Source organism: Microbulbifer variabilis, from assembly GCF_023716485.1.
Lineage (GTDB): Bacteria > Pseudomonadota > Gammaproteobacteria > Pseudomonadales > Cellvibrionaceae > Microbulbifer > Microbulbifer variabilis_B.
This window is the reverse complement of record NZ_CP092418.1, coordinates 3606325-3622492: the sequence shown is the minus strand read 5'-3', so window position 1 is coordinate 3622492 and position 16168 is coordinate 3606325. Positions and strand designations below refer to the sequence as shown.

General features: G+C 53.2%; 15 protein-coding genes. 11 read left to right on the top strand and 4 right to left on the bottom strand.

Annotated elements, in window-relative coordinates; translation table 11 throughout:
- Positions 1-8 precede the first annotated feature (8 nt).
- Positions 9-1151 (bottom strand): S1C family serine protease, encoded by a 1143-nt coding sequence (locus MJO52_RS16075; protein ID WP_252082988.1) that lies wholly within the window; start codon positions 1149-1151, stop codon positions 9-11.
- Positions 1152-1754: 603 nt separating this feature from the next.
- Here MJO52_RS16075 and sat point away from each other — a divergent pair.
- The gene (gene sat, locus MJO52_RS16070) at positions 1755-2945 is read left to right on the top strand and encodes a sulfate adenylyltransferase (protein ID WP_252082987.1); all 1191 of its coding nucleotides are present in this window, start codon (positions 1755-1757) and stop codon (positions 2943-2945) included.
- A 91-nt stretch (positions 2946-3036) separates the two neighbouring features.
- On the opposite strand, the gene MJO52_RS16065 is transcribed toward sat, so the two are convergent.
- Complete coding sequence (locus tag MJO52_RS16065; protein ID WP_252082986.1) at positions 3037-3477, bottom strand: YhcB family protein; 441 nt, start codon at positions 3475-3477, stop codon at positions 3037-3039.
- A 357-nt stretch (positions 3478-3834) separates the two neighbouring features.
- Here MJO52_RS16065 and zapE point away from each other — a divergent pair, with 357 nt between their 5' ends.
- The 9 genes from zapE to MJO52_RS16020 all read left to right on the top strand — a co-directional run bounded on the left by zapE (position 3835) and on the right by MJO52_RS16020 (position 12250).
- Complete coding sequence (gene zapE, locus MJO52_RS16060) at positions 3835-4959, top strand: cell division protein ZapE (RefSeq protein WP_252082985.1); 1125 nt, start codon at positions 3835-3837, stop codon at positions 4957-4959.
- Between the two features lie 127 nt (positions 4960-5086).
- The gene (gene rplM, locus MJO52_RS16055) at positions 5087-5515 is read left to right on the top strand and encodes a 50S ribosomal protein L13 (protein WP_152454552.1); all 429 of its coding nucleotides are present in this window, start codon (positions 5087-5089) and stop codon (positions 5513-5515) included.
- A 15-nt stretch (positions 5516-5530) separates the two neighbouring features.
- Positions 5531-5923 carry a 30S ribosomal protein S9 gene (gene rpsI, locus MJO52_RS16050; protein WP_252082984.1) on the top strand — a complete coding sequence of 131 codons (393 nt, stop codon included), beginning with the start codon at positions 5531-5533 and terminating at the stop codon, positions 5921-5923.
- Positions 5924-6224: 301 nt separating this feature from the next.
- On the top strand, positions 6225-6824 hold the full coding sequence (petA, locus tag MJO52_RS16045; protein WP_252082983.1) for a ubiquinol-cytochrome c reductase iron-sulfur subunit: 600 nt from the start codon (positions 6225-6227) through the stop codon (positions 6822-6824).
- Positions 6821-9022, top strand: coding sequence for a ubiquinol-cytochrome c reductase (locus MJO52_RS16040; RefSeq protein WP_252082982.1), 2202 nt, complete (start codon positions 6821-6823; stop codon positions 9020-9022). The genes petA and MJO52_RS16040 overlap by 4 nt, the downstream gene beginning before the upstream one ends.
- 104 nt (positions 9023-9126) lie before the next feature.
- Positions 9127-9753: a glutathione S-transferase N-terminal domain-containing protein gene (locus tag MJO52_RS16035; RefSeq protein WP_252082981.1), complete on the top strand. Its 627-nt coding sequence runs from the start codon at positions 9127-9129 to the stop codon at positions 9751-9753.
- A gap of 25 nt (positions 9754-9778) precedes the next feature.
- Positions 9779-10174, top strand: a complete 396-nt coding sequence (locus MJO52_RS16030; protein ID WP_252086012.1) for a ClpXP protease specificity-enhancing factor — start codon at positions 9779-9781, stop codon at positions 10172-10174.
- 167 nt (positions 10175-10341) lie between these two features.
- Positions 10342-11520, top strand: a complete 1179-nt coding sequence (locus tag MJO52_RS16025) for a GGDEF domain-containing protein (protein ID WP_252082980.1) — start codon at positions 10342-10344, stop codon at positions 11518-11520.
- A gap of 106 nt (positions 11521-11626) precedes the next feature.
- Positions 11627-12250 carry a Yip1 family protein gene (locus MJO52_RS16020; protein ID WP_252082979.1) on the top strand — a complete coding sequence of 208 codons (624 nt, stop codon included), beginning with the start codon at positions 11627-11629 and terminating at the stop codon, positions 12248-12250.
- 19 nt (positions 12251-12269) lie between these two features.
- On the opposite strand, the gene MJO52_RS16015 is transcribed toward MJO52_RS16020, so the two are convergent.
- Positions 12270-14165, bottom strand: coding sequence for a M48 family metallopeptidase (locus MJO52_RS16015; RefSeq protein WP_252082978.1), 1896 nt, complete (start codon positions 14163-14165; stop codon positions 12270-12272).
- A gap of 3 nt (positions 14166-14168) precedes the next feature.
- Positions 14169-14765 (bottom strand): LemA family protein, encoded by a 597-nt coding sequence (locus tag MJO52_RS16010; protein ID WP_252082977.1) that lies wholly within the window; start codon positions 14763-14765, stop codon positions 14169-14171.
- Positions 14766-14943: 178 nt separating this feature from the next.
- On the opposite strand from MJO52_RS16010, the gene MJO52_RS16005 reads away from it, so the two are divergent.
- The gene (locus MJO52_RS16005; RefSeq protein ID WP_252082976.1) at positions 14944-16134 is read left to right on the top strand and encodes a thiolase family protein; all 1191 of its coding nucleotides are present in this window, start codon (positions 14944-14946) and stop codon (positions 16132-16134) included.
- Positions 16135-16168 lie beyond the last annotated feature (34 nt).

Genomic DNA, 16168 nt, shown 5'->3' with positions numbered 1-16168 from the left:
CCGGCAGGCTATTCCACAGGGGTTGTTGTATCTGGTTTGACTGACACGGTAGCTTCCACGGTATGAGACTGCCCCTCTCGAGTAAAGGTAATGGAGATGGTGTCTCCAGGACGCAGGGTTGCCATGGTGGCCTCACCTTGCTTTCCGTCACCAATGGGGAGTCCATCAATATGGGTGATCACATCTCCAGGTTTGAGTCCGGCGTTATGAGCTGGGCTCTCATTGTAGATGGCAGTAATCATGACGCCACCGGTGGAGAGGAGATTAAATTCCTTAGCCATCTGCGGGCTGATTGCGCTGGCTTCGATGCCTAGCCAGCCGGGTACAACGCGGCCGTAAGCAATAATATCCTGCATTACTTTAAAAGCGATATTGGCGGGAATGGCGAAGCTGATCCCGCCGGAGTAGCCGGACTGGTTGAGAATAGAAGTGTTAATGCCGAGCAGGCGCCCGCGAGAGTCCACCAATGCGCCGCCGGAGTTACCCGGATTCACGGCTGCGTCAGTTTGCAAGAAATTCTGTAGGTGGCTTCCGGTGCCGGAGTTTTCCAAGTGGCGTCCCTTGGCGCTAATGATGCCTTGGGTGACCGTCTGACCAACCCCAAAAGGGTTGCCAATAGCCAGAACTACATCGCCTACTTGAGCGGATTCGGGCTCACCAACTGAGATAGAAGTTAGGTTGTCGAGTTCTATTTTCAAAACGGCCAAGTCAAAGTCGGCATCGCTACCGACCATGCGAGCCTGTGCTTCGCGGCCATCGGCGAGCAAGATGACAATAGCGTCTGCCTGGTCGACCACATGGTGGTTGGTGAGAATATAGCCGTTGTCACTGACAATAACCCCAGAACCGAGGTTCGACTGCATGCGTTCCCTCTGCGGGACATTCATATTGTCGAACAAACGCCGAAAAAGAGGGTCATTAAACAGTGGGTGTTGCCGCTGTGGTAGTGCCATGCGGGTATAAATGTTAACTACAGCGGGACCAGCCATATTGACTGCCTGGGCATAGGAAACCGGCCCCTGCCAATCCTCCTGTGGAGGTGCGGGGTTTGTGCCGCGCAACTGCGGAAATATGACCAATAGTAGTGCGGCCATAGCCAAACCTATCAGGGCAGGCAGGGCCCAATCCTGTAAAAAGCGATTTTGGGACACTCGAGACTCCTCATTTGCGCTGATTATACACACCTCTCGCTGGGGATTCGCCGAGGACAGCCTTGCTGCTCTTTCAGTGGTTAGTTCAAGGTGAGTTAGGGGTTCTGCGAGGAGTTTCTATCCCCCTAGTGACTATTGAGGGTGCGTTAGTGGGGGTATTTAAAAGATCAGCATCAATGACTTCTGTTTAGAAGCCTTCAAGGCAGTCCATTCATATGCTTGCCAGTGTTTATAGTTACCTTGTGGTCCCCAGAAGGCTTATTGAGCTTGATCGGGGGGGGTAAGCTGACCTTTCTCGTCCCAGTTCTTATATCTATGCCCTATTGATGTTGACAGCCCCAAACAGATATTCGGGGATATTTTCCCAGTGTTTATTTCCTGGCTAGATTACCCCCAGCCTTTACTTCGAATATATGTACGATCTGTAAAAACTGTGTTTTGGTAGAGCATCAATTTCTTAGAGCAGTATTGTTGTTTAGTGGACTATAGGGGGAGCTATACTCCCCCACTCTGTATAGGTTTGACATTGGTCAGCCTTTATAGATGCGTATAATGGCCAGCCGATAATTGACTAACCGGCAAATTTTGTATTTGGAGACCAAAATGTCCTTAGTTCGTCCCCACGGCAGTGTTGAGCTGCAGCCTCGCTTTGTTTATGACAGCGAGCGGCATCACCAGCTGATGCATGAGGCGGAGTCGTTGCCCTCTATTGTGGTTAGCTCTGCCGCTGCTGCCAACGCAGTCATGCTGGGAGCGGGCTATTTCAACCCCTTACACGGTTATATGAACTTGGCCGATGCGCTGAGTGTTGCTGCCACCTTACGCACAGTCGACGGCCTCTTTTGGCCTGTGCCGGTGTTGAATGTTGTTGAAGACACCAGTGCTATTGAGGGGGCATCTCGAATCGCCTTGCGGGACCCGAATGTTGAGGGTAACCCGGTGCTGGCGATCATGGATGTGGAATCGATTGAAAGCGTATCCGATGAGCAGATGGATGCTATGGCCGAGCAGGTCTTTGGCACCCTGGATGATAAGCATCCCGGTGTTGCCACCTTTAAATCCGCTGGTCGTCAGTTAATTTCTGGCCCTATCGAAGTACTGAACTTTAGTTATTTTATCAACGACTTCCCGGATACCTTCCGCACAGCGGTAGAAATTCGCAATGAATTTGCCGAGCGTGGTTGGAGCAAAGTGGTGGCCTTCCAAACCCGCAACCCTATGCATCGCGCCCATGAAGAGTTGTGTAAGATGGCTCTTGAAGCGGTAGAGGCAGATGGTGTCCTGATTCATATGTTGCTGGGGCAGTTAAAGCCCGGTGATATCCCTGCGCCGGTCCGCGATGCCTCGATTCGCAAGATGGTCGAGCTCTACTTCCCTGCTAATACCGTAATGGTGACCGGTTACGGTTTTGACATGCTCTATGCTGGTCCTCGCGAAGCCGTGCTGCACGCGTTGTTCCGCCAGAACTGTGGTTGCAGCCACCTGATTGTAGGTCGAGATCACGCTGGTGTTGGAGATTACTACGGTGCCTTCGATGCGCAGACTATTTTCGATGAGAAGGTACCTGATGGTGCTTTGGAAATCGAAATCTTCCGAGCCGATCACACGGCCTACTCAAAGAAGCTCAATAAAGTTGTGATGATGCGTGATGTACCAGATCACACTAAGGAAGACTTTATTTTGCTGTCTGGAACCAAGGTGCGTGAAATGCTGGGGGATGGCATTGCGCCGCCTCCGGAGTTCTCCCGCCCGGAAGTGGCGCAGATCCTGATGGATTATTATCAGAGTCTGTAAGTTTACAACTTAATGAAAAAGGCGGGATATCCCGCCTTTTGTGATTTTACACCGTTGCGAAAAATAGAGCTTATTGGGTTCTTGTTACTTGTTAGCTGCCTGCGTGGGCCTCTTTCTCCAGGCCATAATCTTCATCGAGGGTGCCTTTGGCGCCGGGCTCTTTCGGTGCCCAGTCTTTCGGTGGTTCCATCTCTTGAAGTTGCTTGTCGTCTTCTTTCAGTTTGCCGCTACCGGCTTCAAGCATTTGTCGGCCTATATCCTGGTTGGAGAGGCGTAAAGCGCTATTGGATAGATACTCGTGAACGTCTTTGTAACTTTCGGTCAGGTTGTGAACCAGCTGAGAAGTTTGGTCAAAGTGTTCATTGACCTGTAGCTGGAAATCCTCGAGCTTGCTATTGGCCTCTCGCAGGCGCTGTTCCAGCTCTTGGGTGCGGTCAATACTGGAGCGCCCGCGAATCGCCAGGTAGGCTAAAAAAGCACCCAGCGTCATTCCGAGAATGCCAACTAAAATTAATACCGATGTAGAGTGCACTTCCTACCTCCCGAACTTGCTCTTATATGGCACTGGCGATCCCTGGTGCATGATTATGGATGGCGGTTATTTGGACCGCGATACCGTCTGAGGCCCTGGATGGTCAACGTTAAGTGACTGTCGCCCAATGTTAGCGGGCCCAGTATACGCGATTATTAATCTGACAATTAAGGTTGTTAGGTATTTGCGACACGCCAATTTACCGCCAGTTCCGAATTGCCGGTATAGGCTGGCGAATCGGACACGGGTAGGACCTGGCTGGGTTCACTGATGTTGTACCTTTGTCGCCTAGGCGGCTTTGTGGTGAATTTGGTAGAGTGCGCGCCTGTGATTTAGCTGTTGAAGAAATTTTCATCTATGTTGCCCGCCAAACCTCTCTTACTTTCCCCTCTTGAGCGCTATGAGAATGACCTGCAGCGCCCTGAATTTTTGGAGGACTCGTCCCAGAGGGCAGCGGTTCAGGAGCTGCAAAATCTGCATCTGCGCCTGGTGGCAAGGGCTGAGCGAGGGTTTCTTGCCGGGCTAGTCTCACGTCTGCGCGGCGCCGATGTTGGGCCTGAGCGCGGGCTCTACTTCTGGGGTGGGGTGGGACGCGGTAAAACCTATCTGATGGATGCCTTCTATGAGTCCCTGCCTTTTGAGCAGAAGCAGCGCACCCATTTCCACAGGTTTATGCGCCAGGTTCACCAGGATCTGAAGGAGTATGCCGGGGAGAAAAACCCGCTGGAAAAGGTAGCCGACAAGATTGCGCGAAGGGCGCGTGTGCTCTGTTTTGATGAGTTCTTTGTCTCCGATATCGCTGACGCTATGATCCTGGCGGGCCTTTTGGATGCCTTGTTCCGCCGTGGGGTGGCTCTAGTGGCCACCTCTAATATCGTGCCGGAAGGGCTCTATAAAGATGGTCTGCAGCGAGCCCGTTTTCTGCCAGCTATAGAACTCCTTCAGCAACACACCAAGGTGGTGAATGTCGATGGTGGCACCGACTACCGGTTGCGTACCCTGGAGTTACTGGAGCTATACCATGCTCCACTCGACAGAGCGGCAGGCGAAAACCTGTCCAGCAGTTTCTCCCGTCTGATCGTGGATGGTTGTGAGGTGCGCAGTGATGTCGACTTGCAGGTTGAGGGGCGTCCTATCCGCGCACTGAAGGTGGCAGATGATGTTGCCTGGTTCAATTTTACAGATCTGTGCGATGGTCCTCGTTCACAAAATGACTATATAGAGTTGGCGCGGGAATTTCATACAGTGCTGTTGGCGGCGGTACCGAAGTTTGATGAGCGCATGGATGCCCAGGCGCGCCGCTTTATCAATTTGGTAGATGAATTCTACGATCGCTGCGTCAAGTTGGTGATCTCTGCAGAGGTACTGGCCGAAGAGTTATATGGAGGGCAGCACCTGCGTTTTGAGTTTGAGCGCACGGTCAGCCGGTTATTGGAGATGCAGTCCAGGGAGTACCTGGAGAGGGCGCATCGCCCGGAATAGCCTCGCTTGCCGAGAAGGGTGGGCGCCCCAGAAATCGCTTGAAAAGCGAGCACTCCTTTTGTACTATCCGCGCTCTTTTGTGGGACGGCCCCTAAAACCAGGGGGTCATATTACAGGTGTTTATAACATGAAGACATACAGTGCCAAGCCAGAAGCGGTAAAACGCGACTGGTACATTGTTGACGCTGCGGACAAGACCCTCGGCCGTATTTCTGCCGAGATCGCACACCGCCTGCGTGGCAAGCACAAGCCTGAATACACGCCCCACGTGGACACTGGCGATTACATTATTGTGATCAATGCCGAGAAGGTTCGCGTGACCGGCAACAAGGCCAAAGACAAGATCTACCACAGCCACTCCGGCTACCCCGGTGGTCTCAAGTCCATCAGCTTTGAAAAGCTGATCGAGAAAGCGCCCGAGCGCACCATTCAAAGCGCCGTTAAAGGCATGCTGCCGAAGGGTCCTCTGGGTCGCGCCATGTTCAAGAAGCTGAAAGTATACGGCGGTAGTGAACATCCTCACGCGGCACAACAGCCGATTGAACTGGCGATCTAAACGGGAACAAATCTGATGGCAACTACTCAATACTACGGTACCGGCCGCCGCAAGACCTCCACCGCTCGTGTATTTATCGTGCCCGGTGAAGGAAAGATCAGCGTAAATGGTCGCGACCTTGACGAATACTTTGGCCGCCAGGTGGCTCGCATGATCGTGCGTCAGCCGCTGGAAAAAGTAGACATGGTCGAGAAATTCGACATCATCGCAACTGTAAAAGGTGGTGGTTCCTTTGGTCAGGCGGGTGCAATCCGTCACGGCCTGACCCGCGCCCTGATGCAGTACGATGAGGAGCTTCGTCAACCGCTGCGCGCCGCTGGTTTTGTTACCCGCGACGCCCGTGAGGTTGAGCGTAAGAAAGTGGGTCTGCGCAAAGCGCGTAAGAAGCCGCAATTCTCCAAGCGTTAAGCTTTCTTTTGGGCCCGGCAATTGCCGGGCTTTTTTCTATCCGGTAGTTGTGACTTTGAATACCCATTTGGGAATTGTTCAATTTCTCGCAATTTCACCGCGCAATTCCAGACGTTCCCCAGGTCTTTGCCTTGTATCAAAATGGCATTTTCTTTAACATTGCGCGGATTTGTATCCGCTTGATTTGTGGGGTTTATTCGCGCGGGCAATCTGCCGGAGCGGGACTTCTTTCAAGACTTTTTGGGTTTGGGCCAGCGCATTTCCGGTCTGTCCGGGATCGCTGTGATGGGAGAACTACGTCATGAGTGATGACGGTGTAAATGTAGGACGGCGCCGTTTTTTAACCGCTGCTACCTCTGTAGTTGGTGGTGCGGGTGCGGTTGGGGTGGCCGTGCCTTTCGTCGCTTCCTGGAAGCCGAGTGCCAAGGCGAAAGCTGCGGGCGCTCCGGTTAAGTACAACATTAGCAAACTTGAGCCGGGTCAGATGGTCACCGTTGAGTGGCGCGGCAAGCCGGTATATGTGGTCCGTCGTACTGACGAGATTTTGCAGGACCTGGAAAAGGTGGAGCCGCTATTGCGAGACCCCAATTCCGAAGAGTCTATCCAGCCGGCTTATGTAAACCCGGAAAACCGCTCTATCAAGCCGAAGTTGTTGGTTCTGGTTGGTCTGTGTACTCACCTGGGCTGTGCGCCTATGTACCGTCCCGAAGTCGGTGCTGCCGACCTGGGCGGCGATGACTGGATGGGCGGTTTCTTCTGTCCCTGTCACGGTTCTAAATACGATATGGCTGGCCGCGTATACGCCGGTGTTCCGGCACCTACCAATCTGGAGGTTCCGCCTTATTCCTATGAGAGCGATGCTGTAATCGTGATTGGTGTAGACCAGGAGGGCGCTGCATGAAATGGCTAGCAAATTTCGGTGACTGGGTTGATCAGCGTCTGCCGATCTACCAGGCCTGGGATAAGCATATGGGCAAGTACTATGCGCCCAAAAACTTTAATCTCTGGTATTTCTTCGGCGTATTCTCCCTGCTTGTACTGGTCAACCAACTGTTGACCGGTATCTGGCTGGTTATGAGTTATAACCCCTCTGCCGAGGAGGCTTTTGCCTCCGTTGAATACATCATGCGCGATGTGGAGTGGGGCTGGTTGATACGATATCTCCACTCGACAGGTGCGTCTGCCTTCTTCGTGGTGGTGTATCTGCATATGTTCCGCGGTCTGATGTACGGCTCTTATAAGCCGCCCCGCGAGCTGGTGTGGATCTTCGGTATGTGTATCTATCTGGTGCTAATGGCCGAAGCCTTTATGGGCTACGTACTGCCCTGGGGGCAGATGTCCTACTGGGGTGCCCAGGTGATCGTGTCCCTGTTTGGCGCTATCCCTGGCATCGGTGACACCCTGGTGGAGTGGATTCGTGGAGACTACCTGATTTCAGGTATTACTCTGACCCGTTTCTTCTCTCTACACGTCATTGCGTTGCCGTTGGTACTGGTGTTGTTGGTGGTATTGCACATTCTTGCGCTGCACGAAGTGGGCTCTAACAACCCAGACGGTATCGAGATCAAGAAGAACAAAGACGAGAACGGTATTCCCAAAGACGGTGTGCCTTTCCATCCCTACTACTCGGTTCACGACCTGGTTGGTATTGCGGTATTCCTGTTTATCTTCGCAACCGTGGTGTTCTTCTTCCCGGAGATGGGTGGCTTCTTCCTGGAGTACGCTAACTTCGAAGAGGCAAACCCGCTGAAGACACCGCCACATATTGCCCCGGTTTGGTACTTCACACCCTTCTATGCAGTTTTGCGCGCAGTAACTATGGATATTGGCCCTCTGCCGGCTAAGTTCCTCGGTACTGTTGCTATGGGTGCTGCTATTGCGGTGCTGTTTGTGCTGCCCTGGCTGGATAAGAGCCCGGTGCGTTCCATCCGCTACAAAGGCTGGTTGCCCAAGGCATTACTGCTGGTGTTCGCTGCGGTATTTATTATCCTCGGTTATCTTGGTGTTAAATCTCCGACCCCTGAACGCAACTTCCTGTCTCAGGTGGCGACTCTGTTCTACTTCGCCTTCTTCCTGACCATGCCGGTCTGGACGAATCCTAAGAGCAAAAAAGGCATTGGTTCCTGGGTTGTAAGCATCGGCTTCGGTGTGCTGTTCCTGTGGATGGCCGTTGCCAATCTCTCTGTGAATACTTTCATGGCTGTGGTAACCCTTCTACTGGCGGGCTTCTTTGCCGCTCTGCCGTGGATTACTAACCGCGATGACGTGTACCCTGAACCCGAGCGTGTAACCAGCCCGTCTGGCGCCAAGACTTTCGGTATCCTGTTTATTGGTATCGTGGTTGTCGGACTGCTGACCTTTATTCCCATTAAGGCGGTAGGTGCCGAGTCCAGCGTTGAGCTGGACCACATCAATATCGACCTGCAGGACAAGCCGTCTCTGCAGCGCGGTGCCAAGTACTTCGTCAACTACTGCATGGGTTGTCACAGTGCCAACTACTCCCGCTGGGAGCGCGTTGCCACCGATCTGGATATCCCCAACGAGCTGATGGTGCAGAACCTGGTTCTGGGCAACGATAAGATTGGTAATCTGATGGAGATCTCCATGCGTCCGGATGACTCCAAGGTGTGGTTCGGTGCCACACCTCCGGACCTGACGCTGGTAGCCCGCTCCCGCTCACCGGAATGGCTCTACACTTATCTCCGCAGTTTCTACAAGGATGACAGCCGGGCTACCGGTGTGAACAACCTGGTATTCCCCAGTGTCGCTATGCCCCATGTTTTGATGGAGCTGCAGGGTTTGCCGGAATGTGCCCCGGGTCCTAAGCGCGACCACGGCAAGATTGTGCGAGATGAGTTGGGCAACCCCATTATGGATGCCGATTGTGGCAGCCTGAAAGTCGGTAGTGTGAAGGGCTCCATGAATCCTGAAGAGTTCGACCAGGCTATGTATGACTTGGTTAACTTTATGGAGTACATTGCCGAGCCTATGGCTGAAGATCGCAAGCGCATTGGTTTCTACGTGCTGGCGTTTATTTTTGTATTCTTTATCTTCGCCTGGCTGTTGAACCGCGAGTACTGGAAAGACATACACCACTAAGTTTCGCCGGTTTCTCTTTGATGGGTGGTGGAGTTGCTCCGCCACCCTTTTATATTTTGAAAAGGTTGGCGCTCGCCGACCAACTAGTTTGAGGTAGATTGAACATGGGTGTGCCTACCAACAAGCGCTCCTCGATGACCTTCTTTTCCGATGGTCGCAGCCACTACAGCCACCGCGTGCGCATTGTGCTTGCAGAAAAGGGAGTTTCCGTCGACATCATTGATGTTGATCCCGATGATAAACCAGCCGAGCTCGCTGACCTCAATCCCTATAATTCTTTGCCCACCCTGGTAGATCGCGATTTAGTATTGTTCGAAACCAAGGTGATGATGGAATATCTGGACGAACGTTTCCCGCATCCGCCGTTGCTGCCTGTGTATCCGGTTGCCCGTGCACAGAGCCGCCAGATTATGCACCGCATCGAGCGTGACTGGTGCCCGCTGGTAGATAAAATCTTGGCCGGTGGCAAAGATGTAGCTTCTGCGCGTAAAGAGCTGCGCGATAGCTTCGTTGGTATTGCGCCGATGTTTACCGAGTTGCCCTATTTCTTTAATGAAGAGTTCTCTCTGGTGGATTGCTGTATGGCCCCGCTGCTGTGGCGTCTTGAGCAGTTTGAAGTCAGTTTGCCTAAAACCAAGCAGGTTAAGCCGTTACTGGATTATATGGATCGCCTATTTGCTCGCGAAGCCTTCCAGCAGAGCCTGACTGAGTACGAACGGGAAATGCGTTGAGGACACTTTTGTGAGTAAGCCGGCTATGACATCCAATCGCCCTTACATTTTACGGGCGTTCTATGAGTGGATAACCGATAACCGGTGCACTCCCTATATTCTGGTGGATACCCATTTGTCTGGAGTCTTGGTGCCTCAACAGCATGTTAACGACGACGGCCAGATTGTGCTGAATGTCTCGGAAAGTGCTGTGGTTGGCCTGACCATGGATAACTATGCGATCAGATTTAATGCGCGTTTTGGTGGCGTGCCTACCGATATACAAGTCCCGGTAGGGGCGGTTATCGGTATCTATGCCCGTGAAAATGGGCAGGGCATGGTGTTCGAGCCTGAAGAGACCCCGGAGCCGCCGGAGCCGACACCGCCTACCAGTTTAGGCAAAAAGTCGGTGAAAAAGCCCTCTTTAAGGGTGGTGAAGTAATCGCATCAGGATTTCGAAGGGGGCGATTTTGCCCCCTTTGTTGTTTTTACTCTAGCTTATTTTCGCTCCTCTCTATTTCTGTGAGTTACTTCTGAGAATATGCGCTTGCTAGTTGCGTAAAATTGCCTGTTATTTTTTAGTTCCTATTCATCACCATGCCGTCGTATTTGCAGTGGCTGCGTTTTAGCTGGATACCTGGGCTACTTCTGGGTTTACCGCTTGTCCAATACTTACCCTGGCTTGATTTGGCCTTTCTGCACAATGCCCAGCTGCCATTTCTCCTGTTGGTAGGGGCGCTTCTACTCAGCTTTTTTTACCACTCCAGCCGGGTTGGTTTGGCTGCATTGCTGCTGATGGCTTTCTATGGGGCGACTCGCCTGGACTGGTTATTGGGGTGGGAGCAGGACCTACCTATTTACCTGGGATTGATAGCTCTCAATCTGATGCTATTTAGTTGTAGCCGCGATCGTAGTATCTGGGGCTATTTGGGGGGTGTCTGGCTAATGGCGCTTCTTGGGCAGGGGATGGGACTCTTTTGGGTGCAGCAGAACTTTGGTCCACTGTTGCAGCAGTTCTCGTTGCCACACTTGCCGGCTTGGTCGTTAGCCTTTGAATCGTTCACTTCCCCACTACCACTTTTGGCCTGTATGGCGGCTTCAATGGGGGCATTCGCTCTATTGATCCTTTACCCAGGACCAACAGCCATGGGGTTGCTAAGTTGCAACCTGCTTATGCTTTATGGGGTTTGGAGTGGTATGCCCTTGGTTCCTCTGATGTCTGTAGCGGGCTTACTTCTTCTAACTTCGTTGCTTGGGAGTAGTTATGAGCTGGCTTTTCGCGATGAACTGACCGGGGTTAAGTCTCGGAGGGCGTTTCGCTATCAAATGCTGACACCGGGGTGGCACTATTGCATTGCGATGATTGATATCGATCATTTTAAAAAGCTGAACGACCGCTTTGGGCATCAGCTTGGAGATCAGGTATTGCGGATGGTGGCTACCCAAATTGCCAGATATGCACCGGGGCAATTATTTCGCTACGGTGGTGAGGAATTTGTGTTGCTGATACCGGGGCGAGACCGGGAAGCGGCAGAGAAACAGCTGGAATTTATGCGTGAGAAAATTGCCTCTTACCCTATGCATCTGCGCTCAGGAAAACGTAGCTCTGGGAATAAGTTTTGGCGTTCTGAGAACCGTACGGGCCAGCAAGTCAAGGTAACAGTTAGTATCGGCCTTGCCCAGAAAAGCAGGAGATTGAGAAGGGCTGAGGAGATTCTAAAAGCGGCGGACCAGGCACTTTATAAAGCTAAACGCAGTGGTCGAAATCGCATGAGTATCCACCATTGATATAAATCAACCTGATTTGAAAGTGGCGCTTAATTTCTTATTTGCATTGGTTATTTTCGCGCCGACCCCCGATACTGCAAAGCAGGGTATTAAAGGGAGAATAAGCGTGCGGTTACTCAGTCACACTATTGGTATTCTGACCAACCCAGAGAAAGAGTGGAAGGCTATACGAGCGGACAGGCATTCTTTCTTCCAGGTATTCATGACCCATGTGCCATTTCTAGCTTTGATACCTACAGTTGCCGGTTATTTTGGTGTAACTAGGGTAGGGTTTGAAGTAGGCGGGCACTTGGCGAAGCTGACTCCTGAGAGTGCGGCGGTTTTATCAATCGTTACCTACTTTGCTCTTCTAGTTGGTGTTTATTGCCTCGGGGAATTTATCAACTGGATGGCCAGGTCCTATGGGGTCGAGGGGGATGAGCCCACCAGGCACTATGAAGGTACTGCACTCGCCGTTTTTATCACCACACCGATTTTTCTTGCCAGTATTGTCGTGCTTTTCCCTCACCCCTGGTTGACCATGGCTGCGGTCGGAATTGCGGGTATGTATTCCATCTATCTGGTGTTTGCAGGCATCCCCATTTTGATGAATATGAATAAAGAGCGGGCCTTCCTTTATGCTTGCGCAGTGTTGACCGTGGCCTTGGTGTTGATGGTCACAGTGCTAATCACCTCCGTTATTTTATGGAGTGTGGGCATAGGCCCAATCTATCAGCACCACGCGCCTTAAGAGTAAATAATTTGCCAGGCTAGTTTTCTTTTAATACTAGGGGCGGCATAGGGCAATCCAGGCTGTCCGCTACCGCTCTGAGCAACTCAATCTCTTCCGCCTTAATAATGCCATTGTGGTTTAGAGTGTAAACCAACGCTTTTAGCAGTAAGGGCTTTTCTAAAGGCTTCATTTGACTGGCTATAGCGATCGCTTTGTCCAGATGCTGAAGATCTATATCTTTGCGGCTTGGCAGTGGGGTGACCTCTAGCTGTAAAAACTTTAGCCCCTGCTCGTAGGCGCGTTTTGCCGGTAGGTACTCGCTATTACCCGCATGGGCAATGGCTGCGATCAGGAAGCGAGAGGCATCGTTACCAGCGCCTTTCTTGTTGGAAAGGCGCTGCCGATCGGGGCTCTCTTCCAGGGCGTGTATCAATACTCGATACAGGGCCCACTCCCAGATCTCAATCTTTCCATCGCTGCGCAATAGTTTAATCAGGTTTCTCTTGAATACCTGGTATTGCTGTGGAACCAGTGCTTTGAGTGCGGGTACGCAGAGATCTAAAAGCGGTAGGCGTGCATTGTCGGGCAGGGCTTTTAGTTGTGGAGCCAGCTTGTACATTTCTCTTACTACCGCGGGATGGGCAATTTTCTTCAATAGCACCATCTGGGTCTCACGCTCGCTCTCCCCTCTGTGCAGTAGCAGATGATAAATCAGGGCACGAGCGATGAAGGGGTCGTGAGCAGCCTGCAGGATAGCGGCGGGGATAGATTCCAGTAGCTGACGGCCGTATTGCACTTGTTGTGCACTGGGGCAGGCAATACTGTTGTCCACCGCTTCCAGGGCGACCTGGAAGGGGGCTGAGTCGACGAAATGGATAGTTGATCCGGAATTTGTTTCTTTAGTTTGCGTTTGTGCAGTGGAGCTTCGCTCATTGAGGTAGAGGCCATTCCAGCTTGGTTCTAGCCGCGCTATGCGTTTGCTCAGGGGAGGGTGGCTGGCGAACAGGTTGAAAAATGAGCGCTTTAGGCCACTGCTAAAAAACATATGACTGAACTCAGCCGCTCTGCCACTGCTGAGGTTTGAGCCAGTGCTGTAGCCGCTAATTTTCTTGAGGGCGTTGGCAATACCTGCGTTGTTGCGGGTGAACTGGACCGCAGAGGCGTCTGCAAGATATTCCCGTTGCCGACTCACAGCGGATTTGATTAGGTTGCCGAGTAATGTGCCTGCATAGCCCAACACCATCAGGGCTAGACCCAAAGCAAACAGGGGTATACGGCCGCGATTATTACTGCTGTTGGGGTAGACGCCGCGCACCAGCCAGTGACCCAGTAGACCGATAATCAATATGCCGTTCAGTAGGCCGACGATACGGATATTCAGACGTGTGTCGCCATTGAGGACATGGCTGAACTCATGCGCCACCACGCCCTGCAGCTCGTCTCGGTTGAGATTTTCAATGCAGCCGCGTGTAAGACCGATCACCGCATCGCAGGGCTTGTAGCCAGCGGCGAATGCATTGATGGCTGGATCTTCAATCAGGTAAACATCCGGCACCGGGGTGCCGGAGGCAATGGCCATCTCCTCCACCACATTCAGGGCGCGCTGTTCGGCAGGGCCCTGAGGGGCGATATTGAGTTTGCGCCCGCCCAGAGACTCCGCTACCACTTTACCGCCGGCGGCCAGCTGCTGCAGTTTGTACAAGCTGCCCAGGGCCACGATAGCCACTATGGTAAGTGCTATGTAGCCCACCGTCTGCCAGCCGAGCAGCTGTTCGATCGCTAGCGGGGAAAAAGCCTGACCGCGGGAATACGAAACCGCAGCGGCAGCCACCAGGGTGGTCAATCCAACCAGCAGAATTAACGCCAACGTAAAGAGTCCGACTAACAAGCCGCTGTTGCGCCTGGCCTTATCCTGGTACTCGAAGAAGTTCATCGCTTAAAACTCGATTCGTGGTGCTACCTGGATGGCTTCGCTGTCGGAAAACTCCAGTAAGCGGCCGTCGGCGCGGTGACCAAAGAATCCCGCCAGTAGAACGGGGGGAAAGCTCTGTTTGTAAATGTTGTAATTGGTGACTGCGTCGTTAAAGGCTTGGCGGGCAAAGGCAACCTTATTTTCGGTACTGCTCAGCTCCTCGTTGAGCTGCAGTATATTCTGGTTGGCCTTGAGATCTGGATAGGCCTCCATAACAGCATTGAAGCGGCCCAGAGCGCTGTTTAGGGCACTTTCAGCACGGCCGAGGTTGTCGATCACGCTGGCGTTGGAAGGGCTGGCTGCCGCGGCTTTCAGGTCGCTAATGGCGGTGTTGCGTGCACTGACCACCGCTTCAAGGGTATCCCTCTCATGCTGTAAGTAGCCCCTGGCGGTTTCCACCAGGCTGGGGATCAGATCGTGGCGGCGCTTAAGCTGCACCTCAATCTGAGCGAAGGCATTCTCGTTGCGATTTTTTAGGGATATCAGCCGGTTGAAGATGCCGATCCCGTAGAACAACAGTGCGGCCAAAACAACCAGAACGACGATGCTTGAAATCTCCATAATCCCCTCGCCACTTTTTCTTGTGATTGGCGTCGATAGTAACATGCCCCCGTGGCGATCGAGACGTATTGCCCCGGGGTTCTGGCGGAACGGGGTATGGCTTCGGCTATAATGCCGCGACATTAAAAACAATTGCCGCCACGACAGGGATGGCGGCGCTGAACTGGGAGCAGACAGAATGAGCGATGTAACCTCAGATCCAGTAGTGATCGTTGGAATGGCACGCACCCCAATGGGTGCTATGCAGGGGAGCCTGTCGGCGTTGAGCGCGCCGCAGCTGGGCGCCGCGGCCATTCGCGCGGCGCTGGAAGACGCCGGCGTGTCTCCTGCCGATGTCGATGAAGTACTGATGGGCTGTGTGCTTCCGGCCGGTGTCGGGCAGGCGCCTGCCCGCCAGGCTTCCCTGGCTGCGGGTATTCCCGAAGGCACGCCCACTACCACAGTTAATAAGGTCTGCGGCTCCGGTATGAAGACCGTGATGATGGCCCGCGACGCACTACTCTTGGGTGAAGGCAAAGTCATCGTTGCCGGCGGTATGGAGAGCATGAGTAATGCCCCATACCTGCTGGCCAAAGCTCGCTCCGGCATGCGCTTGGGGCACGGGGAGGTCAAGGATTCAATGTTTCTTGACGGCCTGGAAAACGCGGCAGATGGCAAGTTGATGGGCACCTTTGCCGAGAGTACGGCCGAAAAATACGGCTTTACCCGTGAGGAGCAGGACGCTTTCGCACTGGAATCCCTGGCTCGGGCCCAGGCAGCCATAGAGAGTGGCAGTTTCGCTCGTGAGATCGCCCCAGTGACCATCGCTTCTCGTAAGGGCGAGGTAAAGGTTGATACGGATGAGGCCCCCGGCAATGCCCGCCCAGATAAGATTCCCCAGCTGAAGCCCGCCTTCCGCAAAGATGGTACTGTCACCGCAGCCAACTCCAGCTCTATTTCTGACGGCGCCGCCGCCCTGGTGCTGATGCGCAAGAGCGAGGCGGAGAAGCGCGGTCTCAAAGTGTTGGCGGTGATCAAGGCACAGGCTCAGTTTGCCCGCGAACCCGAGTGGTTCACCATCGCTCCGGTGGGCGCGATGCACAAGCTGATGGAAAACTCCGGTTGGTCCGTCAGTGATGTAGACCTGTTTGAAATCAATGAGGCCTTTGCTGTGGTGACCATGTCGGCCATGCGCGAGCTGGATCTGCCCTGGGAGAAGGTCAATGTGAATGGCGGCGCCTGTGCATTGGGGCATCCCCTGGGCGCGAGCGGTGCCCGCATCCTGACCACCCTGCTGGCGGCGATGGAAAAGCGCGATGTGAAAAAAGGGGTGGCGAGCCTCTGCATCGGTGGCGGTGAGGCCACAGCAGTAGCGATTGAGCGGGTATAGGTCCCGCGCGATAGTTAGAAATAAAAAACGGAGG